13 protein-coding genes and 1 pseudogene are annotated in these 22,207 nt (G+C 47.2%); 2 read left to right on the top strand and 12 right to left on the bottom strand.

Translation table 11 applies throughout. The features are described from left to right. Window positions 1-23 precede the first annotated feature (23 nt). From QUA74_RS16905 to petH, 8 genes and pseudogenes are all read right to left on the bottom strand, one after another. A complete protein-coding gene (locus tag QUA74_RS16905; protein WP_333331152.1) occupies window positions 24-3,434 on the bottom strand; it encodes an amino acid adenylation domain-containing protein in 3,411 nt (1,136 codons plus the stop codon). Between the two features lie 180 nt (window positions 3,435-3,614). Further along, window positions 3,615-3,761 (bottom strand): hypothetical protein, encoded by a 147-nt coding sequence (locus QUA74_RS16910; RefSeq protein ID WP_333331155.1) that lies wholly within the window; start codon window positions 3,759-3,761, stop codon window positions 3,615-3,617. Further along, window positions 3,758-8,644 (bottom strand): aminotransferase class III-fold pyridoxal phosphate-dependent enzyme, encoded by a 4,887-nt coding sequence (locus QUA74_RS16915; RefSeq protein ID WP_333331158.1) that lies wholly within the window; start codon window positions 8,642-8,644, stop codon window positions 3,758-3,760. The genes QUA74_RS16910 and QUA74_RS16915 overlap by 4 nt, the downstream gene beginning before the upstream one ends. Before the next feature lie 4 nt (window positions 8,645-8,648). Next, entirely contained in the window at window positions 8,649-11,417 is a 2,769-nt protein-coding gene (locus QUA74_RS16920; protein ID WP_333331161.1) for an amino acid adenylation domain-containing protein, read from the bottom strand. A 171-nt stretch (window positions 11,418-11,588) separates the two neighbouring features. Continuing rightward, on the bottom strand, window positions 11,589-12,110 hold the full coding sequence (locus QUA74_RS16925) for a condensation domain-containing protein (protein WP_333331163.1): 522 nt from the start codon (window positions 12,108-12,110) through the stop codon (window positions 11,589-11,591). 853 nt (window positions 12,111-12,963) lie between these two features. Next, window positions 12,964-13,195 (bottom strand): annotated as a pseudogene (locus tag QUA74_RS16930) (ISKra4 family transposase); the annotation flags it as partial. A gap of 213 nt (window positions 13,196-13,408) precedes the next feature. Continuing rightward, a complete protein-coding gene (locus tag QUA74_RS16935; protein WP_333331281.1) occupies window positions 13,409-14,725 on the bottom strand; it encodes a homoserine dehydrogenase in 1,317 nt (438 codons plus the stop codon). Between the two features lie 298 nt (window positions 14,726-15,023). Next, the gene (gene petH / locus QUA74_RS16940; protein ID WP_333331166.1) at window positions 15,024-16,229 is read right to left on the bottom strand and encodes a ferredoxin--NADP reductase; all 1,206 of its coding nucleotides are present in this window, start codon (window positions 16,227-16,229) and stop codon (window positions 15,024-15,026) included. Between the two features lie 44 nt (window positions 16,230-16,273). Between petH and QUA74_RS16945 the strand changes: the two genes are divergently transcribed. Further along, window positions 16,274-16,450, top strand: a complete 177-nt coding sequence (locus QUA74_RS16945) for a hypothetical protein (RefSeq protein ID WP_333331169.1) — start codon at window positions 16,274-16,276, stop codon at window positions 16,448-16,450. Between the two features lie 458 nt (window positions 16,451-16,908). Further along, on the top strand, window positions 16,909-17,913 hold the full coding sequence (locus tag QUA74_RS16950; RefSeq protein ID WP_333056675.1) for a phosphoribulokinase: 1,005 nt from the start codon (window positions 16,909-16,911) through the stop codon (window positions 17,911-17,913). A gap of 91 nt (window positions 17,914-18,004) precedes the next feature. Here the strand turns inward: QUA74_RS16950 and QUA74_RS16955 are convergent, their stop codons facing one another. The 4 genes from QUA74_RS16955 to QUA74_RS16970 are packed head-to-tail and all read right to left on the bottom strand — an operon-like array spanning window position 18,005 to window position 22,095. Beyond that, entirely contained in the window at window positions 18,005-19,201 is a 1,197-nt protein-coding gene (locus QUA74_RS16955) for a 5-methylcytosine restriction system specificity protein McrC (RefSeq protein WP_333331172.1), read from the bottom strand. Window positions 19,202-19,257: 56 nt separating this feature from the next. Continuing rightward, window positions 19,258-21,477, bottom strand: a complete 2,220-nt coding sequence (locus QUA74_RS16960; protein ID WP_333331174.1) for an AAA family ATPase — start codon at window positions 21,475-21,477, stop codon at window positions 19,258-19,260. Beyond that, a complete protein-coding gene (locus tag QUA74_RS16965) occupies window positions 21,470-21,868 on the bottom strand; it encodes a PIN domain-containing protein (RefSeq protein ID WP_333331177.1) in 399 nt (132 codons plus the stop codon). The genes QUA74_RS16960 and QUA74_RS16965 overlap by 8 nt, the downstream gene beginning before the upstream one ends. After that, a complete protein-coding gene (locus QUA74_RS16970) occupies window positions 21,868-22,095 on the bottom strand; it encodes a hypothetical protein (protein ID WP_333248209.1) in 228 nt (75 codons plus the stop codon). Before QUA74_RS16970 ends, QUA74_RS16965 begins: the two co-directional genes overlap by 1 nt. Between the last annotated feature and the right edge of the window lie 112 nt (window positions 22,096-22,207).

The following is a 22,207-nucleotide window of genomic DNA, read 5'->3' on the forward strand; positions in this document are numbered from 1 at the left end:
TACTTGAACGGGTTAATTGGAAATCAGGGAAAAGCTACATAAGTATAATTACTCACTACAAAAGTGACATACTCCCGTTTGTAACTTCCGGTTCCCGGTTGAATCACCACCATTGACGGAGACGGTGACGACCATTCCGGTTCGCGGAGAATGTCAGCCAATTGCTCAACTGTTGGCGATTGGAAAATAGCAGACAGCGGCAGCTTTTTGTCGAAGACTTTTTCAATTTCAGCTAACAGGCGCGCTGCTAGCAGGGAATGTCCTCCCACCTCGAAGAAATTGTCCCTGATTCCCATTGAATTGATGCCTAAAACTTGTTGCCAAATTTCTGTCACTTGGAGCTCTAATTGGTCGCGCGGGGCAACAGCAATTGTTTCATTGGGCGCAGCGTCGCTAGATTGCCACTTTTGAGTTGCCAAAGCGCGGCGGTCAACTTTGCCGTTGGGGTTTAAGGGCAAAGCGTCGAGGAACACAAACCCAGCAGGTATCATATAGTCTGGTAGTCTCTCCTGCAGGAAGCTACGCAGGGTAGCGGCTGCGAGAATTTGACCTGGGCGGGAAACTGCATAAGCTGCGAGACATTTGTTCCCCGAAGCATCTAACTGAACTGCGATCGCCGCTTGGCTGATATCTGGATGTCCGGCGAGCACTGCCTCAATTTCTCCCACTTCTATGCGGAAGCCGCGAATCTTTACCTGATTGTCGGTGCGTCCGAGGTACTCGATGTTACCGTCAGGCAGGTAGCGGGCTAAATCCCCTGTTTTATAAAGGCGATTTGATTTGGGATGATTAGATGCTTCTGGGCTTTGGGCAATCTCTAGTTTCTCACCAGCATTCCCCAATCTAAAATCTAAAATCGGCAATCTAAAATCGTTGAAGGGATTGGGAATGAACCTTTCGGCTGTCAAATCGGGGCGGTTGAGGTAGCCTCTGGCCAAGCCGGCGCCGCCTGTATACAATTCGCCCGGAACGCCGATCGGCACTGGCTGCAAATACTGATCGAGTATGTAAACTTGAGTATTTGCGATCGCCCGCCCGATAGGAACGGAATTGCTAATTTGACTGGCAGAGTCGATCGGCGCGCAGCAAGTAAAAGTCGTATTTTCGGTCGGCCCGTAACCGTTAATTAAGTTGCAGTTTGGAACTTCTCGCAGCAACTTCTGGACGTGGGGAACAGATAAAACGTCACCGCCTGCCAACAGTTGGCGCACACCCTTTAAATCCTCAATGCGATCGTCCACCATCAAGTGAAACAGTCCGGCTGTCAGCCACAATATGGTCACATTGTATAAGCGAATCGCCTCTCCCAACTCTGCCAAAGATGGGCTGCCGTCCGGGAATACCGCCAGTTGCGCGCCGTTGAGCAGCGCTCCCCAAATTTCCAAGGTCGAGGCGTCGAAGGAAATCGGAGCCAGTTGCAGGAAGACTTCTGCTGCGGTGAGGCTGGCATAGTTAGTGTCTTTGACTAACCGCACTACGCCCCGGTGGACGACGCAAACGCCTTTGGGCTTGCCTGTCGAACCTGAAGTATACATTACATAAGCTAGATGGTCGGCATTAGCAAGATTGGTAGGATTTATCTCACTTTGTTCGTCTATTTCCTCCCGCGCCGCCTCCAGGCAAATTACTTTTGCTCCGCAGTCGGGAAGTCTTTCTACTAGATGATTTTGAGTCAAAAGCACCGATATTTGGGCGTCTGACAGCATGAAATCCAGCCGCTCTTTGGGATAAGCTGGGTCTAAGGGCAGGTAAGCCGATCCGGCTTTGAGAACAGCCAAAAGCGAGACGATCGCCTCGATCGAGCGATCCAAACAAATGCCCACTAAAACTTCTGGGCCAGCCCCCAAAGTTTGCAAGTAATGTGCGAGTTGGTTGGCGCGACAATTTAACTGTTGGTAGGTTAATTGTTGCTCTCCAAAAACTACGGCTACAGCGTCGGGAGTTTGTTCTGCTTGAACTTCAAATAGTTGATGAATGCAGGCTGAGTCGGGATAATTTGTTTGAGTGTTGTTCCACTCAACTAATAGCTGTTGCCGTTCCGCTGCCGTCAAAATTGGCAAGTTTTTCAGCGGGCACTGAGGATTAGCAACTATCCCCTCTAACAGCACTTCAAATTCAGCCATGCGGCGGCGGATTGTCGCAGCATCAAATAAGTTGGTATTGTACTGGCACTCCAGCACGAGTTTGGTTTTTGTTTCGCTGGCATTTACTGCCCATTCAAAATTTTCATAAGTTCTCGGATTCGAGAATACTTCTGCTTTAAAACCTTCAAAATTAAGCTGATCTTCCGTAAGTTGCACATCCAAATTAAAAGTTACAGGCACTAGCGGAATGCGGCTGAAATCCCGCGGCACTCCTAGTTTTTTTACCAGAGTACCGAAGGTAATCTGCTGGCAGTCGAGAGCATCTAAAATTGCCGTGCGGCGTGATCGCAAATAATCTATAAAAGATTGTTCCTCGTTAATGCGGGTGCGGAGCGGCAACAAGCTCACGCAGTGTCCCGCAAGCTTGTCTTTTCCCCCAACCAGTTGTCCCGCCGCCGGCATTCCGACAACCAAATCCTCTTGCCCGCACAAGCGGTACATAAAAGCTTCAAATCCAGCAAAGAGAGTTGTAAAAAAACTGCACCCTGCTTTTTTTCCCAGGCGTTTGAGGTGAGCAACCAAATCTGGATTGAGTTCCCAATCTTCCCGCGAACCCTGGTAAGTTCTCAAAGCAGGTCGCGCTCTGTCTGTCGGCAAATCTAGCACCGGAATTGTGCCTGAAAACTGTTCTAACCAATACTTTTCAGCCTCAATATTTTCGGCTGTTGTTGAGTTTTCTTCTTGTGAAATTGCGTATTCTATAAAACTTTCTGGCTGTGGAAGATGGGCAGCTAACCCTTGCTGTCTGGTAGAATAAATAGCACCTAAATCCGGGAATAGTATGCCCCAAGACCAGCCATCGCAAATGATGTGGTGGCCGGTGAGAATAACGATGTGTTCCTGTTCTTGCAGCTTAATAATTTGAGTGCGAAACAGCGGCCCGCGCACTAGATTGAAAGGTCGATCGACTTCTTCACGGCGCAAATAAGCTAATTTCGATTCGCGATGGCGATCGTCCAAAATTGACAAATCTATCAAAGGAATATCAATCTCGAGCGACGACGCAATGCAGAGAGTCGATCCGTCCGGGCTAAATGTTGTCCGCAGCGCCTCGTGCCGCTGCACTAATTCCTGAAGGGAAAATCCGAGAGATTCAATGTCGAGGTTTCCTTGCAACCGCAGACACATCGACTCGTTATAAGCGCAATTTGCCTCGTCTCCCATTTGCACGGCAATCCAGATTTCTTTCTGCGATTCCGTCGCGGGTACGCAAGCAAAAAGTTCTCCGCCGGCGAAAGGATCGAAGTCTACAGCAGTTAGTTTTGGTTGTAAATCTGCGGCTATTTTCATTGGCTATTAACAGTAGTGCAACTAAATAAATTAAATTGTCTTTGTTGTAGGGGAGATTTGTTTGAAAGAGGTAGATTGGGATTTACCGTTGGGTGGGGGCGGGTTTATAAAATTATTGGTCTGAGGCAATTATTGTTTGTAAAACCCGCCCCTACAGGATTTAATTACCAACCCTAACCGTCAATTTGATAAACTATCTCCTACTTGTAAATGTTTTCCCGGCCGCTCTGGATCTGCGATGTACCAAGCTGGATTGCCATTAGGATCTCGCCCTAATTTGGCACCGGGTACGGGAGAATTGTTTGCGAAAGCAATTGACGATTTCAATCCATTGGTATTGCCATTTTTGTTGAAATCGATCGCCTTAACAGTGCTGCCAGACGGAGCGGCCAAAATCCGGCTGACTGCAATTCGGCAATGCTGTTTTTAAATGCTTCCTTTGCAAAAGCAATATCTGCGTCGGAATGCGCTAGCGTCAGAAAACACGGGCGGTGATCCCAAATGTGAATTCCTTTTTCCCGCAGCGAGTAAAACAGCAGTTCTCCATGAGTAAAATCTTGCGGGTAGGTGATTTTGAACAGGGAACCAAAGTTTTTAACAGTGAAAGGTGCTTGCTCTCGATCGAACATGGCGTTCAATTCTGCAACGAATTTGTCGGTTTTGGCATTGAGATCGCGCTGCAATTTCGGCCCGCCGCGCTTCAAATATTCGAGAGATGCCTTGGCGGCTGCTAAAGTCAGCGGGTGGCGCACAAAAGTCCCTGCAAAATAAGTGACGCCAACTTCCGGGAACGAGTCGTCGCCGAACTGCCAAAAACCGCCGTCTAAAGCGTCCATCCAGGCGGACTTGCCCGCGATTACCCCGATCGACATCCCGCCGCCGACTACTTTGCCGTAGGTTCCGATATCCGCTTGTACGCCGAAATATTCTTGGGCCCCGCCCGGTGCAATGCGGAATCCGGTAATCACTTCGTCCATAATGAAGGCGCAACCGGCTTGTTCGGTAATCCGGCGCACTTCGTGGAGGAATTCTCGCGGTTGCCACTCGGGACGGCGACTTTGTACCGGTTCTACCATGATGGCTGCAAACTCGCCCGCCCGCGCTTTTAGGATTTCCAGGGATTCTGGTTCGCCGTAGTCGAGGATCAGGGTATTGTCAACGGCGGATTGGGGAATGCCTGGTGCGGCGGGGAGCGATCGCAGTTTTTTGGTGCCGCGCACGATCACTTCATCGAAAATCCCGTGATAGTCTCCGGTAAACATGACGATCGTACTGTTGCCCGTGACGGTGCGGGCCAGGCGCATTGCGCCCAAAACTGCTTCAGAACCGGTGTTGCAGAAGGCGGCGCGATCGTGTTTTGTCATCTCGCACACGAGTTCGGCAACTTCCCCTGCTAGCGGTGTTTGCGGGCCGATTTCATACCCGCACTGCATTTGAGCTGCGATCGCTTCTGTAATAAATGGAGGCGAATATCCGAAAAAGTTCGATCCGAAACCGTTGGTTAAATCCACGTACTCGTTGCCGTCTTCATCCCAAATTTTAGAACCCGACGATCGCACCGCCACAATTGGATCAACCAACTCTTTCATCGTCCGGTTAAACCCCGAAACTACCCGCGGATCGGCGAGGTGGTGGCGGTGAGTCTGAGTGTACTGTTTGGATTTCTGAGTTCGCGCCGTATATCGCTTGACAAATGTTTCTAAATATGCTGCTTGCGACTGAGTTAATCCATCGCGATCGGATGTGTCGATGCGGGCGGCGGCACCGAACACCTTTTTTGGTTCTGCTGTTGGTTCTGCTTTTGGTGCTGCTGTGGGTGCGATCGTGCTGCCGTTAGTCTGGGATTGCGGGGTATTTTGAGTTGGTGCCGGCGGCTGCGGCATAACTTGACCGTTAGTTGTCGGTGCCGGCTGTGCGGGAACCAAACCAGCGCCGCCTAACAGTTCTAGCTGTCGCGACATAATTTGCAACTGCTGCCCGATCAGGTATTCGAGATTGCCAGACTGTACGGGATTCAAAATTTGAGGCCCAGGGCTGGGTAACGGCAGATTTACAGGGGCGCTGACTGCAACGGGAGTGGCAATGGGCGCAGGAGGTGCTGCTGTCGGTGCGATCGCCGGTGCGGGTGCTGGTACGGGCGCGGCTTGTTGGACGGCAGGAGTTGCAGGCAAAACCTCCGGCGGCAGAGCACCATCGATAAATTCAGATAAAGTGCCGAGAGTGGGGAAAGTTTCTAATAGCTGGCGAAAGGTAATTTTGATGCTAAATTCTTTTTGCAAATTCAGCGCTACTTGAGTTAAAGATAGAGAATCTAAACCCATTTCTAGGAAAGTTAAGTCCTCATCAACACTGCCTAAATCCTCGCCCGAAGTTTCTTCTAGGATGTTTTTTAGTACAGGGATAAGTCTGTACTTGCGCGCTGCCGTTTGGGTTTCAACCTGTGAATTTGGCATCAGTAATTGGGAATTGGTAGTTGGTAATTGGGAATTGGTAATTGGGAATTGAGAAGCGGGCAATTCCTCCACTATTTCAATCTTGCCCTCTGACACTTTCGGTTCGATCCAGAAACGCTTGCTCTCGAAGGGATAAGTCGGCAAGGGAAGGCGATCGCGCGTTTCCTCTTGATAAAAGCTCTGCCAGTCGATCGATACTCCGCAGAGCCAAAGCTGTCCGACGGCACTCAACAAAGCAGTCCATTCAGTTTGATTTTCATGGCTGTCGCTGAGGGAAGAAATGGCAACTTGTTTTTTCAAATCTTTGGCTGGTTTGCGAGCTAAAGTAGCAGCCGTGGTTCTCGGCCCGACTTCCAAAAGTATCCGGTTCGGATCTTGCCAAAGCTCTTTTATCCCGTCGGCAAAACGCACTGTCGCCCGCAAGTGCCGCGCCCAATACATCGGATCAGTTGCTTGTTCCGCTGTTATCCAACTAGCAGTTACAGTCGAAACAAAGGGGATAGTTGGCGCTGACAACTGCACTTTTTTGACATATTCGGCGAAAGGTTCGACGATCGAATCTACCATCGGCGAATGAAAAGCGTGGGAAGTGTGCAGTTGTTTGCAGACAACGCTTTCGCTTTCTAGTTGCTGCTGAAAAAGTGCGATCGCCTCCGTCGGCCCGGAAACCACGCACAAATCAGGCGCATTCACCGCCGCCACTGCCAAATCCGCACTTAACCGCCCTTCTACTTGCGCCGCGGGCAAACGCACCGACAGCATCGAACCCCCCGGCAAATCTTGCATCAAGCGCCCCCTCGCTGCTACCAGCATCAAGGCATCTTCTAGGGAAAACACGCCTGCGATCGTTGCCGCTACAAATTCGCCGATGCTGTGTCCGATCGCACCTTGGGGAATGACGCCCCAACTCTGCCACAGCTTAGAAAGCGCGTATTCTACGGTAAATATCGCAGGCTGAGTCAAGAAAGTTTGGCGGAGGGATTCGGCGGCTGTCGCTTCATCGCTGCCGGGATACAGGACTTTCCGCAAATCTCGGCCGAGGTGCGGCTGCAAAATTTCGGCGCAGCGATCGACTGTTTCGCGGAATAAAGGCTCGGATTCGTACAAATTCAAGCCCATATTGACGTATTGCGACCCTTGTCCCGGAAACATGAAGATTACTGCCGGATTTCTCGATTCGGTGCAGCGGGTTGCAGTACGCAGCGGTGGCAGGGATTCGAGTACCTGCACGGCATCGGTGCGATCGCTGCAAACAGCGAAACGGCGGTAATTGAAGGCTTGCCGTCCGGTTTGCAGGGTGTAAGCAGCATCGGCGAGATCGATCTCCGGGTTTTGGGCGAGGTGCGATCGCAAATTTGCGGTAGCTGCGTCCAAAGCAGATGGAGTTTTCGCCGACAGCAGCAGCAACTGCCGCGGGCGAGAAGGGCTGGACGGTTCCAGTGCGGGCGCTTCTTCGAGGACGACGTGAGCGTTGGTGCCGCCGACACCAAACGAACTGACACCCGCTCTTCTGGGCGTTTTGCCAGCTTTCCATTCCGAGAGTTCCGCGTTGACGTAGAAGGGACTGTTGGCAAAATCAATGGCTGGATTCGGTTGCTCGAAGTGCAGAGTGGCGGGTATTTGCTGGTGTTTGAGGGCTAAAGCTGTTTTGATCAGCCCTGTGACTCCCGCCGCGGCGATCGTGTGTCCGAAGTTGCTTTTGACGGAGCCGATCGCGCAAAATTGTTTGGCTGCGGTTTTTAAGGAAAAAGCCTGAGTCAGCGCTTCTATTTCGATCGGATCGCCCAGGGGGGTTGCCGTGCCGTGGGTTTCGATGTAGGATATCGTTTCGGGATGCACGTCTGCCATCGCGTGGGCCATCGCGATCGCGTCTGCTTGCCCGTCTACGCTGGGTGCCGCAAAGCTGACTTTGGCTGCCCCGTCGTTATTCAAACCGACTCCGCGAATTACGGCATAGATTGTATCTCTGTCCGCTATCGCTTCTTCTAAACGCTTGAGTACAACAGCCCCGGCAGCGTTGCCGAACACGGTTCCTTCAGCCTTGGCGTCGAAAGGTTTGCAGTGTCCGTCGCTTGAGAACATCCCCCCTTCTTGATACAAATAACCGCTATTTTGGGGAACCGTAATTGATATCCCGCCGGCCAGGGCTAAATCGCATTGATAGCTCATCAAAGCATAAAAAGCTTGACAAACTGCAACTAATGATGTAGAGCAAGCGGTATGCACGCTGACGCTCGGCCCTTTGAGATTCAGCTTGTAGGAGGTGCGGGTAGCAATGTAGTCTTTTTCATTGGCTACCATCACCTGAAACTCGCCCGCGCGGGAAATTACATCCGATCGTCCGGCGATGTTGTTGGGAAAATAAGTATTGTTGCCCGTGCCGGCGTAGACTCCGATCGAGCCGTTGAAAGTATTCGGATCGCAGCCTGCATTTTCTAGGGCGGCCCAAGCTATTTCTAAAAAAACGCGCTGCTGCGGGTCTGTAATTTCGGCTTCGCGGGGACTCACGCCGAAAAATGCTGCATCAAAGCGATCGGCACCGTCAATAATTCCTCTAGCTTTGACGTAATTCGGATCTTGTCTGAGATTGGGGTCAATACTGGGGTCTAGTTGCGCGTCGCTGAAAAACGCTGTGGACTCCACCCCGCCGCACAAATTCTGCCACAATTCATCGACACTGGTAGCACCGGGAAAGCGACCCGCCATGCCAATAATCGCAATGCCGTCAAGTTCTGGGTTTTCCTGGGAATTAGTCATTAAGTTAACGTTTTTTGGTAGATGGCTTGTGCCGGTTAAAAGCAGCTTTTTGTCGATCGGCCCTGTCTTGAAATTTGTTGTTGGACGGACTCGCGCTTTTTCCCTCGTTTAAATATTTTGCCAATTGGGCGATCGTCGGGTGCTGGAACAATTTCACCACCGGCAAGTCTTTAGCTAACAGAGTCCGAACTTGGACTGCGACTTGCAGCGTCATCAAAGAATTGCCTCCTATCTCGAAGAAATTGTCGTGAATGCCGACGCGATCGATCTTGAGCAGCTTAGACCAAACACCCGCCAGCAAAAGCTCCAACTCGCTTTGGGGTGCAGCGTAACCCTGGGACTGTTCTTGTCGCTGCGAGTCAGGTGCCGGCAGGGCGCGGCGGTCAATTTTCCCGCTGGGCGTCTTCGGCATCGCCTCAACATTTACAAACACCGCAGGCACCATGTAATCTGGGAGTTGCCCTTGCAGGTAACGGCGGAGGTCGGCTATTGCCAATTGCTCCTCTGGATTCGCCACTATGTATGCAACCAGTCGTTTGTCCCCCGGTGCGTCTTCCCGCGCCAGCACCACAGCTTGTTTGACGGCGCGATGTTTTGCTAGTGCGGTTTCGATTTCTCCTAGCTCTATGCGGAAGCCGCGAATTTTGACTTGGCCGTCAATCCGCCCGATGTACTCGATGTTACCGTCGGGCAGGTAGCGAGCTAAATCTCCTGTTTTGTAAAGACGATCTTCTTCATCCTCGATCGTGAGTATTTTATTTTGTCGAAAAGGATTGGGAATAAATTTTTCAGCAGTCAAGTCCGGGCGGTTGAGATAACCCCGGGCCAAACAGATGCCCCCGATGTACAGTTCACCCGCTACTCCTAAAGGTATAGGCTCACCATCTGTTTGTAACAAATATATCTGCGTGTTGGCAAGAGGGCGGCCGATCGGAGGCAGTGCGGGCCAATCTCCGGGCGGGCCTGCGAGGGTATAAGCTGTTACCACGTGGCTCTCGGAGGGACCGTATTGATTGTGCAGGGTACAATTTTCTAGCTGCTGAAAGAAATTTGCGATGTAACGGTTGACTTGCAACTGTTCGCCGGCGGTGACTACTTCGCGCAGCGATTTGGGTACTAGCTGATAGGTATCGGCTGCTTCGGCTAAGTGTTGCAGAGCGATGAAAGGCAGAAATAGTCTTTGAATCTTTTCTTGGTCGATTAGCTGCAACAAACTCTGGGCATCTCGCCGGATTTCTTCTGTGATGAAAACGAGGGTGCCGCCGGCACACCAAGTACAGAACATTTCTTGAAATGAGACATCGAAGCTGAGAGATGCAAACTGCAGGGTTTTGGCTGGGCCCTCAAGGGTCGAGTTTTGCAGTTGCCACGCAATTAGGTTGACTAGGGCGCGGTGCGGGAGGGGAACTCCTTTGGGTTTGCCTGTGGAACCGGATGTATATATTGTATAAGTTAAATTTAGGGGAGAGACGCTGCTAGCTGGGTTTTCCCTGCTGTGACTGCTGATTGTTTCCCAGTCTGCGTCCAAACAAACGGCGCGGGCTTGATGTGCGGGCAAACCCGATACTAAGTGAGATTGAGTGAGGATAACGGGAGCTTGGGTGTCGGCTAACATGAAGGTCAGCCGTTCTTGGGGGTAGGCTGGATCGAGGGGAACGTAAGCTGCGCCTGCTTTGAGAACGCCTAAAACGGCGATCGCAATTTCTAAGGAACGTTCCATGCAAATAGCTACTAGAACATCGGACCCGACGCCTAATTGCTGCAAGTAATGGGCTAGTTGATTGGCTTTGGAATTGAGTTCCAGGTAGGTGAGTTGCTGTTGGAGATTTTGGGAAAAAACGGCGGCAATGGCATCGGGCGATCGCTCGACTTGTGCTTGAAATAATTGGTGAACGCATTTGTCTTGCGGATAATTTGCTTGAGTTTGATTCCACTCCTGCAACTGAGCAAGTTCGGCTGCTGTCAGCATTGACAATTTGCTGATTTTCTGCTGGGGATTCGCGGCTATACTTTCTAGCAAAGTTTGCAGGTGTCCCAACATTCGGGTAATGGCGATCGGATCGAACCGCTGGCGATCGCCCGCAATTTTCAACAGCAGTTCGGTTCCCCCGTATGCGTAAACTGTTAAGGGAAAACTTGTCTGTTCTAAAAGCTGAAATTCTCGGTTTTGCCAGCTGCCACCGAGAGCTTGCAGGGCAGAATTAATATGATATTTTTCAACTACTAGCAGGCTGTCAAATAAAGCTGTGCCGCGGGGAATCTCGCTCCATTCTTGAGTTTTTGCCAGCGGCACGTTCCCGTATTCTTGAAATGCCGTCCACTGAGTTTGCAGTTGTTTGAGCCAGTCGATCGCTGGTAAATCGGGAGATACAATTACCCGAAATGGCAAAGTATTTATGAATAATCCTACCGCTGATTCTGCGTTTTCTAGGTTCGGCGATCTGCTGTCGCAAATAGTTCCAAATATTACATCTTCCGAACCGGAACAGCGGCTTAAAAGTATAGCCCAGGCTCCTTGCAGCAGGGTATTTAGGGTTAGTTGCTGTTCTTGAATTAGTAAGTTTAAGGCTGCGGTTACGGTGTTAGAAAGCCGGATTTCGGGTTCTGCTGATAAATTTTCTGTTGGTGTCAGGAACAGGCAAGATGCCTGTTCTACAACTGATAAATTTTGTTTAACAGATATATTTTCTGGTGGGGCGGGCAAGATGCCCGCCCTGGAAACATCCGCCGATGCCTGTTCCACAACTGATGAATTTTGTTGTGGGGCGGGCATCTTGCCCGCCCTGGAAAAATCCCCAACCAGAGGGGTAGGACCGCTGAAACCGCTTAAGTATTGTTTCCAAAATGTTTCTGCTTTCGAGATGTCTGGCTGCTGCCTCCACTCGATGCAATCTCGATCGCAACGAGGCGGTTGTAATTCTAATGGTCGATCGGCACACAGGGATTAGTACAAGGTAAAAACTTCTTGCAAAACAGTTATTGCAGAGGTACTGTCAAGCAAAATGTGGTGATAAGTCCAGATGAGTTTGTACTCGGTTTCCGCAACTCGGAACCAAGCCAAACGCATCAGCGGAGGTTGAGTGAGGTCAAAGCCTTGCAGGCGATCGGCTTCCAAATAGGTTTCGAGTTGGTTGGTGCGATCGCCCTCCGACAAATTGCGCCAGTCTTGTTCAACGCTTGGCAGTTCAACTTGTTGGTGTAATGTTTGCAAGGGAACTTCTTCACCTGACCAACAAAAACTCGTTCTCAAGATTGGATGCCGCTGCACTATTTGCTGCCAAGCTTTGAGGAAAGCTGAAACATTCAAATTTTCGCGGATGCTACAGATCGCTTGTTCGATGTCTATCCCTGATTGTTGACCCGAAAGGCTGTCGAACAACATCCCCTGCTGTATCGGTGAAAGTTGATAGGAAGATTCACTATCAGTGGTTGCGGATTGCGGGCGATCGTCTGCTGGCAATGACATATTTATATGTAAGTATTGAGGGAAAAGACTTTTGAGTAACTGTATGTGGATTTTGAAGGCTTTTTTAAGTAACTATTCATCCCCAAGCACGGTAAAATAATCGATGCGTGCATCTGACATAATATTTTGTTTTTGGCTGTAATATTTTATCACCTCAGCCGAGGTTAACTCAAACTCTACCGCCCTGTAAAGTATATATGATACATTTTACGGGTAGCGCCACCTCATAGCATTTCCCGTTCAGCAACCGTGTATTTCCACAGCCTGTAAATATGAAAGTTGCTTAATATTCTGTTGACGATCAACTTTCTTCTCTCAATTATAACTAAAGCCTTCAACATCTGCTATAACAGGCTGACATCCGCACTCAACAGCAATGATTTGCATCCTGTCTGCTGGCAATCGCTGCGCTAGATTAGCTACAGCCAACCTCAACCTTTAAAGAAAGCTATGGGATACTTTATTGCTGCGATCGTCCTCGCAATGTTAATTTTAGCTAGGTTTTAGATTGTCCAAACAATCCGTAATATCAATTCCGGTAGCATCGGAATAGTAAAATCCAGTCAACAGTCAACAATTCCCGATGGTGCAACCGGACTCGATCTAATTCATCTGCGTTAATCTGTGTTTATCTGCCCTCATCTGCGGTTTGAAAAAGAGAATGTATTAACCGCAGATGACAAGGGATTGACGCTGATTCACGCAGAGGTCGAGAATAGAGATAGGAATAATTCCGATGGTAACAGATTTGATATAATTGGGAAACGAATCCTGGAGAAACCACCAGCAAAATTTAAGCTGAAATGATCGAAGAAACATAGGGAGCATCCCGATTTTGCAAAAAGCAAAAATATTAAACTGCAAATTTACCATTCAAGTAGGCACAACGAAGTTGTAAAATTTGAGAAACACTTTCAGATTTCCACGCTTGCTCCTGAAATTTTTAGCCTTCTACCTATTTGCTTGACGGCTAATTCTACCGCTCCCGAACCAATAGAGCCTGGTTGCAATTTTTGACAAGTTTTATCATAGTCCACAAGGCGAAGATGGTGTTTTTTGAGGTAAGCTGTTGCGCATTTAAATTGCATATTCGAGGCGGACGGGACACCCCACTCATTGTTTAATTGTTTTTGGACATACAATTTAAATGCCGCAACAGCTTATTATATGTACATGGAATCTGCTGTATCAAATACGAAAAGTGTACATTGGGATTTATGGTTGGGGGAGGGCGGGTTTTAGAGATTGTCAATGATTGGCAAATATTCTATGTGAAACCCGCCCCTAGCAAATCACTTTTACAAAACTCGCAACGTGCTAGCAATACTATGGACTGCTTCCATCGCGCGAATTTCATCGAGTGCTTGTTGAAAATTACCTTCCCTAACATCGTGAGTCACGACGACAATTTCTGCTAAATCGCCGTGAATTCCCGTCTGCACAACTGATTCTAAACTAACTTTGTGGTTGCCGAAACAAGTGCCGAGTTTGCCAATTACCCCCGGAGTATCGCGCGTCAGAAAACGGGCGTAAAAGCGAGTAACAAGTTCCTGCATCGGAGCAATTTTGCAGTAGTGTTGGTGACTGCAACTCAGCAAAGGATGAGGAGTCGGAACAGCTTGGCTTTTCAGGATGGCCGCCACATTTATAATGTCGGATACTACGGCGCTAGCTGTGGGGCCTGCACCCGCGCCGCGGCCATACAGCATCAATTGCCCGATCGGCTCTCCTTCGACTAAAATTGCATTGTAAACCCCGTTAACACTCGCCAGCGGATGAGTTTTCGGCACAAAACTCGGATGCACTCGAATTGACAGCAGTTCGCTTTCTCCCTCCGCTTGCTTACCATTGTAGCCGGAGGTTTCTTGAGCAATAGCCAACAATTTAATCACAAATCCCAGCTTGTCGGCGTAGTCAATATCCGCCGCACTAACTTTTCTAATACCTTCGCAGTGAACATCGGCTAATTTGATGCGTCCGCCAAAAGCTAGCGAGGCTAAAATAGCAATTTTATCGGCCGCATCTAATCCATCTACATCTGCTGTGGGGTCAGCTTCAGCATAACCTAATTGCTGAGCGTCGGCGAGCACTTCGGCAAAGTCTGCGCCTTCTGTTTGCATCCGCGTCAGGATGTAATTAGTTGTGCCGTTGACGATGCCGGTGACAGTTTGAATGCGGTTTGCACCTAAGGATTGTTTGAGGCTTTGAATGACCGGAATGCCGCCGCCGACAGCAGCTTCTAGCATTACGTAAACGCCTTTTTTGTTGGCGGCCTCGAAGATTTCATTCCCGTAGCGGGCGATAACTGCTTTGTTGGCAGTGACGACGTGCTTGCCGCTGCCAATAGCTTGCAGAATGAGCGATCGCGCCGGTTCCAATCCGCCAATCAATTCTACTACAATATCAATTTCCGGGTCAGTTGCGATCGCTTCTAGGTCAGTTGTCAGCACATTTTCTGGCAATTGTAAAGACCGAGTTCGAGAAATATCGCGCACTCCCACCCGATAGATTTCCAATTCCTGCAACAGTGGATGGCGGCCATCTGGGGAGAGCAAAATCTCTGCTGTTCCCGCGCCAACTGTACCCAAACCTAACAAACCAATTTTGAAAGCCACGACTTTGACCCGTAGAAACTCAATTAAGCCACAACCATTGTAGGCTATTCCCGTACCGGAGCAATCAAAATAGTATTGTAGGGTACGCATTCCCTACCTTATATCAAATCCGTTAGCATCGGAATAGTAAATTCGAGTTCACTGTTCACTGTTGACTGTTGACTGTTCACGGCGTCAACAGTCAACATCATAAGGAGTGTAACCGGAAATGATATTACCAGTCGGATATAATTGCCCTAAAAACAAATGTAGGGCGAGCAATGCCCACCCTACAAATCAGATTAAATCAGGTAACACATTAATAAGTTTCAACGTGCCAACGGTGTTCTTTCTTCAACTGTTTCTGATAGCCAGCCCAGTCAACACCGTACTTGCTAGACGCCGCAGACATTCCTTCATCTATTCCGCCTTCCATACCCTTCAAACCGCAGATATAAGTGTGAGTATTCGGCTTTTGAACCAATTCCCACAATTGCTCAGCGTTTTCTTGAATCCGGTTTTGAATGTACATCTTGCCGCCGTCAGCATTCTTTTGCTCGCGGCTGATGGCATAAGTCAAGCGGAAATTATCGGGGAACTCGCGCTGCAATTGCTCCAACTCTTCCTTATAGAGAATGTTGGGAGTGTAAGCAACTCCCAAGAACAGCCAAGCTAAACCTTTGAATTTGTAATCGGGATTGTTTTCTTTAAACATCCGCCACAAATAAGCCCGGAAAGGAGCAATTCCCGTACCGGTACCCATCATAATAATGGTGGCTTCTTCGTCGTCGGGCAACAGCATTTCCTTGCCTACGGGGCCGGTGATTTTGACATCATCTCCAGGTTGCAAACCGGTGAGAAAAGTTGAACAAACGCCGAACACTTGTTCGCCAGTTTCCGGGCTTTTGTACTCTAGGCGGCGGACGCACAGAGAGACTGTTTTGTCGTCGAGGTGGTCGCCGTGACGGGTGGAGGCGATCGAGTAAAGCCGAATTTTGTGAGGTTTGCCGTTTTTATCCGTCCCATCGGGAATAATCCCGATACTTTGACCTTCGAGATAGTGCAAATTGCCTCCCGAAATGTCAAAAGTGACGTGGCGGACTGTGCCTTCGCCGCCTTCTCTGACTAATTCTTCTGTAGAAATGCACTTACCAATATAGGGATTGGCCGGTTTGTAGAGGTTAACAGGAACCTGAACTTTTTCCTTTGCTTGAGTCATGGGCTTAGTTTTTTCTCCAGATTTCTGACTCTGTAGCCCTGCTTCTGGTGCGACTTTGCCATTAGTTTCGGGAGCGCTGTTTGAGGGGCGGATGCTGACAATTCTTCCACCCATGCGAGCAATCCTACGCATTTCCTGATTCATGCGATCGTAGGGCACGGAGATAAATACGCTGCCGCTACGGCGAATCGGGTTACTTGTTTGGTCAGTTGCTTGGCTCTGACGCATACCCTCTACTTCGTAAACAAAGATGCGGCTGCCTGATTCTGAGTTGGCCGCTACACCAGATATGGTTGGGCTGTACATTTGTTGCTTGTCCTTCACGATACAGAGTTATAAAGAAAGAGAATGTGACGTTAGACTCAATTTACTTTTTTCTTAAGGCCATCTGGACTAATTGGTCGCGCCAATCTTTAGGCCTCGCCTGTAGGTGGGAGTGTCAAGTTGCGATCGCTCGCGTCTGGAATTCCCAATTAGCCGAACGCCGCGCTCGCCGAGCCCGGCTGCGTTCAGGTGTTGACCTATAGCTATTGTTGTCTGCGTACTGGCAATATTTTACCCGATCGGGGGATCGGCCCCGATAAGTCCTTCTGATTTGGGGATTCCGGGAGAGGGTTCGAGGGGGAGGGTTTGAGGGAGAGGGTTCGAGGATTTGACTCTTTGGGGAATACGGGATTGAAATATACAATTTGTTAAAGGCAGTACAGCCTAAAGGAGGATTTCACCAGTTAATGAGGTTGAGCTTGTAGGGGGCGGACGCATTCTGGTAAGATTAACCACTAAAGTTAGTATTAATTACTTGCGTTGAAGATTGATTGGGTCTTGCCGGGCAGGCAGTCAACTGACTGCTGTATGCTGGTGAGAACTCGATCCTCTCGGGGTAGCAAAGCAGCACAAAGCCTGCTTGCCGCTACCTGCGGGCTGAAATTTTGTGGAATCTAGACTTGAGTTAGTTAGTAAACAGTGATTTTGTTAGAGGGAAACTATGACAAGTAAGCCGGATCGCGTGGTTTTAATTGGCGTTGCCGGAGATTCCGGATGCGGAAAATCTACTTTTTTACGCCGATTGACAGATTTGTTCGGGGAAGATTTCGTGACTGTAATCTGCCTTGACGACTATCACAGTCTCGATCGCAAGCAGCGCAAGGAAACAGGGATTACAGCCCTTGACCCTAGAGCCAACAATTTTGACCTGATGGCCGAGCAAATGAAGGCTCTCAAAGAAGGTCATGCGATCGACAAGCCGATCTACAACCACGAAACCGGTATGATCGACCCGCCCGAAAGGGTTGAGCCGAATCACGTGATTGTGATTGAAGGGCTGCATCCGCTGTACGATGAGCGAGTTCGATCGCTCCTCGACTTCAGCGTCTACCTCGACATCAGCGACGAGGTAAAAATTGCTTGGAAAATCCAGCGCGACATGGCGGAACGGGGCCACCGTTACGAAGACGTGCTGTTTGCCATCAATGCTCGCAAACCGGATTTTACAGCCTACATCGACCCGCAAAAGCAATATGCTGATGTGGTAATTCAAGTGTTGCCGACCAACTTGATCAAAGATGACAAGGAGCGGAAGGTTCTGCGTGTGCAGATGATCCAGCGCGAAGGCATCGCCAATTTTGAGCCTGCGTATTTGTTTGACGAAGGTTCAACAATTAACTGGGTTCCTTGCGGCCGCAAGCTGACTTGTTCCTATCCCGGAATTAAGATGTACTACGGGCCCGATGCTTTCTACGGTCACGAAGTCTCGATTTTGGAAGTAGATGGTCAGTTCGAGAATCTCGAAGAAGTTATTTACATCGAAAGCCATTTGAGCAAGACTTCTGCGAAGTATGAAGGCGAGTTAACTCACCTGTTGCTCCAGCACCGCGAGTATCCTGGTTCCAACAATGGAACTGGTTTGTTCCAAGTGTTAGTCGGATTGAAGATGCGGGCGACTTACGAGAAGTTGACCGCAAAAGAAGCGAAAGTGGCTATGAGTGTTTAGAACGCAGACATGAAAGATTTGAGAGGCGCAATTGCGCCTCTTTTTTTGTGGAGAAATGAACCGCAGAGGGCGCAGAGGGCGCAGAGAAGAGTTAGGGGAGGGTGTTTGGAAGTAGAGAGGTTAAGAAGGTTTTTCCGGCTTCATGGAGGTCGCTATCTAGGGAAAAAGTTAGACTGCGAACTCGAATATCATCATTTTTTATATCTAGTGGCTGTTGGAGGTTTTGCGGGTAGACGAGAATTGCATTTTGGCACTTTAAGGCATTGGCGTAAGCAACTATTTGATGAATGTCGTTATTGGCTACTTTATCGGGAGCTTTGTATTTTGTATCGATGACGTATTGGACTTTTTTTGTTTCACTATCGCCTAGGAGTAAGTCAATGCGATCGAAATAGTTTTCGTCATGGGTGACTCGGTGTTGTTGTTTGACAAAAAAGCCTTTTGGTGTATTTGCTTTGAGCCATTCAGCGACAAATTGTTCATATAAATTAGCCATGTCTATGAGAAAAGGGAGCATTTCGCGATCGCCACTTTCGTGACTGGGCCCTGTGTTATCTAAAAAGAATCGGCATAAGGCGTGTAAAAGTTGATAATCTTGATTTAAACGGTGATAATTTCTATCAATACAAGCTTCTGATTTAAAATGTTTTAATGTAACAAATCCTTGGAGTGCATGAAAGGCTTTTCGCACAGTGGATGAAACAGATTCACGGCACAAACCGCTGCGGCCAATGATGAAAAGAGTCCAAGCCAGAATTTGATTATCTTCGATATCGCCTGTTTGTTCGCTATAGTGGCATTTTAGTTTAACATCCCAAGGTTTTTGCAGGGCTGACCGCAAATCGACGCGACCGCGAATGGAGGCGAGTCTTTCGGTTTTTGATAAGTAATCGCGATATAATCCTTTGCGACAGCGTTCTAGAATTTTTTGGGCAAGAATGTTAGCTAATCTCTCGTAACTTTGTTCTAAAAATTGGCACTGAATCGCTCCTTGGGGAAATTTTATCTTAAGTTTGTAGGCATACTCAAGCATTCCGAAGAGGTTGTTTATGGAAACCTTGGGGCGGATGGCGATGTGAAATTCTGGAGTGATTGGAATGTTGCCCACTCTGCCTTTAGATTTTAAGTGCCATTGATATTTTGTTTTAAAGTTGGGAAATTCTATCTCGATTTCCTTTGCATAATTATGGTATATTTTCTGTCCTACTGATTCGGGGATTGAGTCGGGTTCAAACGTTGCTAATTGATATTCTGTAAGTCCGATAATTCGGCGGGATTCTGGTTTCATAATTGTGGTGGATGCAGTAACGCCCTCGTATCGGCGTTAATGACGGCGTTAGATTGTCAATAGCCCAACTTTTTCTTAATTTTATCCCAGATAAACTCATCCATTTTGGCCTGGTTATCAAAGAAGTATTCTTCGAGGTATGGCTCAATTTCCATTTGCCAAATGTCTTTTATAATATCTTCATTTAATGGGTTGGTTAAAAAGAAGGAGATGCCTAGTTCATAATGTTTGTTGTTAATTGCCTGATTGACACCTTCTAGAATGCTAGTTAATTTATCAACTGAAAAACCTGTTTCCTCTCTGTGGTGATACTGTCGCAGCACTTCATAGTTTGGATAGACCGGAATGAATGCGAAGCGGCGGCGGAGTGCGTTATCGACTAAGGCAATAGAACGGTCTGCTGTATTCATTGTGCCGATAATGCGGACATTTTTAGGGATTCTAAATTCTTCGCCACTGGCTAATTTAACGGTGCGATCGCGATCGTCAAGCAAATACATTAACTCTCCAAATACCTGAGATAAATTTGCACGATTAATTTCATCAATAATGAGAACGCAAGTGCCTTGACAAGACTCAGCTTTTTTGCAAAATCCGATGAATCTACCGGGAACTATGGGATAGGTCAATTGCCCATCTTGACTTTGCGGGCGGATGCCTTGAATGAAGTCTTCATAGGTATAAGCTGGATGAAATTGGATAATGCCTGAGAAACCGTCACCACAACCGATTAAATGTTTGGCTAGTTTTTCGGCAATGAAAGTTTTTCCGGTTCCGGGCGGGCCTTGTAATATGGCTTGTTTCTTGCGGTGGATAGCCTGTATCCATATCTTGAGTTCTGTTTCGTTCAAGCCAGTTTCTTCCGCACAGTTGGATAGAGTATATTTTGGATTTAGCTTTGATTCATTGACTAAGGAATACAAGGGGTCATTGATAGCCATCTTTTGAGCGTCTAAAGTTGCTAACAAAATTAGATCTATATGATTTATAAAAAATTGTGCTATTTGATGGCTTAACTGACTGGTAGATAGGTTAATTAATTCATTTTTTGTAATAAAACACTCAGTGTTTGATACATCCAGTATATCATGTTTTTCTTGGTTTTTGATAATAACTTCTTGGAGTTCATCCGGTTTGGTTTGCAAAACATTAAGAAAAATTGAACGATAGATTTCTTTGGAATAGCCAAAGGTAATATAATTACGATTAAGGCGGATATAGCAAAGTTTAAAATAGCCAAATTCTTTTTCTAATTCAGCTTCATTCCATTTTGCATCTCCCGGTAGAGCTGAAAGTTGTAATGGTAGTTTGGCTGACACTAAATAGCAAAGTCTATTGAACGGTTCTTCTACATATTCAACTAATTTAGCGTAATTTATATAAGTTGGAAAAAGCGAGGATTTAGTTTTATCTTCCCACTTTGTTATCCATTCAAAAGTTGACTGTGAAAACAGGTATTTAGGAGATATAGTGTCATATTTCATATTTCTAAATCTGTTTGTTTGAAAATCCTGGTGGTCTTGATTAATCATAGGTTTTATCTCTTCTTCTATATCGATCATTTCACCTTGAAAGTAATGAACTAATGTGAGTGCAGCTTTTCTAACCTCATCACCCTCTATTTCTTCCCATTTTTCAGTAATCATATCTATTTTTATTAGCTCATTTATAGCTTCAGTCTCAGCTTGGCCAAATGTGTCATCATTCTCATATAAATCATAATCTAACTGCATACTTTCAATGCTTTTTTGAATAGAGTCAGATAACCTTAATCTACTCCCAAAATGTTCTATTAAGATTGCTACTACCTCTCGATTCACATTGTCAATCGAGTTAAATGTTTCTCTATTAAATTCATATTCGCAATTATCTGCAGTAGTTTTATTTCTATTATTTTCATCTATTATTTGTTGTAAATTGCATATATGAATTCCGCTGAAATCAGCAATATCCAAAAATAAATCATAACCAACAATGTCTAATCCGCTATATTCAGCATATAAATAAAAAAGAGATATACAGTAAAGTAATGCCTGAAAGTATTCAGTTTGAGTGGAATAATTAACCCTTCCTGATTTCACCAATAATTTCCACGCATTCTTCAGCCATTCTAAGACTCTAAACTTTGCTATTTCTTCGATGTATTCATCAGTTAATCCCCATGTATATTCAGGAATAAGTCGCTCAAATACTTCATAAAAATCCAGAAACTCACCTATCATAGATTTCATTCTATCTTCTATCTCAGACCAGGTAATAACATTTGTATTATTCATATTTAATCCTCGATAATTGAATCCGGCGATCGCGACTAATAACGGGTACATTAAGATACAAAGCAGTAGCAGCAATAATGCGATCGGGCAAATCGGGAATTTGCGATCGGTCAACTTGCCTTAAAGTCAAAGCTATATTGCGATCGAAAGGAATTTTAACCAATAAGGCATCATCGCTCTCAACTACTCTCAATAATAGATCGAGAGTGGTTGAATTAATCCGCCCTCTCTCGCTCAGATAGACAATTTCTGCTAATGTAATTGATGAAAAAGCCACCTGATTCCCCTCGGCAGCTATCTCTTCTATTGTCGTTCTAGCAGTCACCGAAAGTCGTGAATCGGCAAAGATATACCAGATAACAGCATGAGTATCAGCTATAGCACGCAGCATTAGAAATCCTCCCTTGGGAAATTCGCCCATTCTTCGCTGCGAGCTTCATCTATATCAGCGGCAGAAGGTGCAATTCCCAAGTCAGCACATAAACCCCACAATGATTTGCGGGGAGCGGGCCGAACCACTAATTCTCGTTCTATTTCAGGAACAATCCACTTAATCAATCGTAACTTTTCGGCTAGAGACAAGTGCTTAACAAGATTTAAAACCGCCTCAAAAGTCATGTTTTTTATGTTTCAATTTGTGATTGGTGTAATTGTAACATTTTGGCTGCCAAGCACAGCATCACCAGGTTTGGGTTGAGAAGATTCGTTTACCACGGTTCCCGGAAAATTT

It is taken from the genome of Microcoleus sp. LAD1_D3 (genome assembly GCF_036702135.1).
Classification (GTDB): domain Bacteria; phylum Cyanobacteriota; class Cyanobacteriia; order Cyanobacteriales; family Microcoleaceae; genus Microcoleus.

What these genes read in the sequence shown, in the direction of transcription:
- QUA74_RS16905 (WP_333331152.1), bottom strand. Translation starts at nt 3,434, where the DNA reads ATGAAAATAGCCGCAGATTTACAACCAAAACTAACTGCTGTAGACTTC.
- QUA74_RS16915 (WP_333331158.1), bottom strand. Translation starts at nt 8,644, where the DNA reads ATGACTAATTCCCAGGAAAACCCAGAACTTGACGGCATTGCGATTATT.
- QUA74_RS16920 (WP_333331161.1), bottom strand. Translation starts at nt 11,417, where the DNA reads ATGCCCGCCCCACAACAAAATTCATCAGTTGTGGAACAGGCATCGGCG.
- QUA74_RS16925 (WP_333331163.1), bottom strand. Translation starts at nt 12,110, where the DNA reads ATGTCATTGCCAGCAGACGATCGCCCGCAATCCGCAACCACTGATAGT.
- petH (WP_333331166.1), bottom strand. Translation starts at nt 16,229, where the DNA reads ATGTACAGCCCAACCATATCTGGTGTAGCGGCCAACTCAGAATCAGGC.
- QUA74_RS16950 (WP_333056675.1), top strand. Translation starts at nt 16,909, where the DNA reads ATGACAAGTAAGCCGGATCGCGTGGTTTTAATTGGCGTTGCCGGAGAT.
- QUA74_RS16955 (WP_333331172.1), bottom strand. Translation starts at nt 19,201, where the DNA reads ATGAAACCAGAATCCCGCCGAATTATCGGACTTACAGAATATCAATTA.
- QUA74_RS16960 (WP_333331174.1), bottom strand. Translation starts at nt 21,477, where the DNA reads ATGAATAATACAAATGTTATTACCTGGTCTGAGATAGAAGATAGAATG.
- QUA74_RS16965 (WP_333331177.1), bottom strand. Translation starts at nt 21,868, where the DNA reads ATGCTGCGTGCTATAGCTGATACTCATGCTGTTATCTGGTATATCTTT.
- QUA74_RS16970 (WP_333248209.1), bottom strand. Translation starts at nt 22,095, where the DNA reads ATGACTTTTGAGGCGGTTTTAAATCTTGTTAAGCACTTGTCTCTAGCC.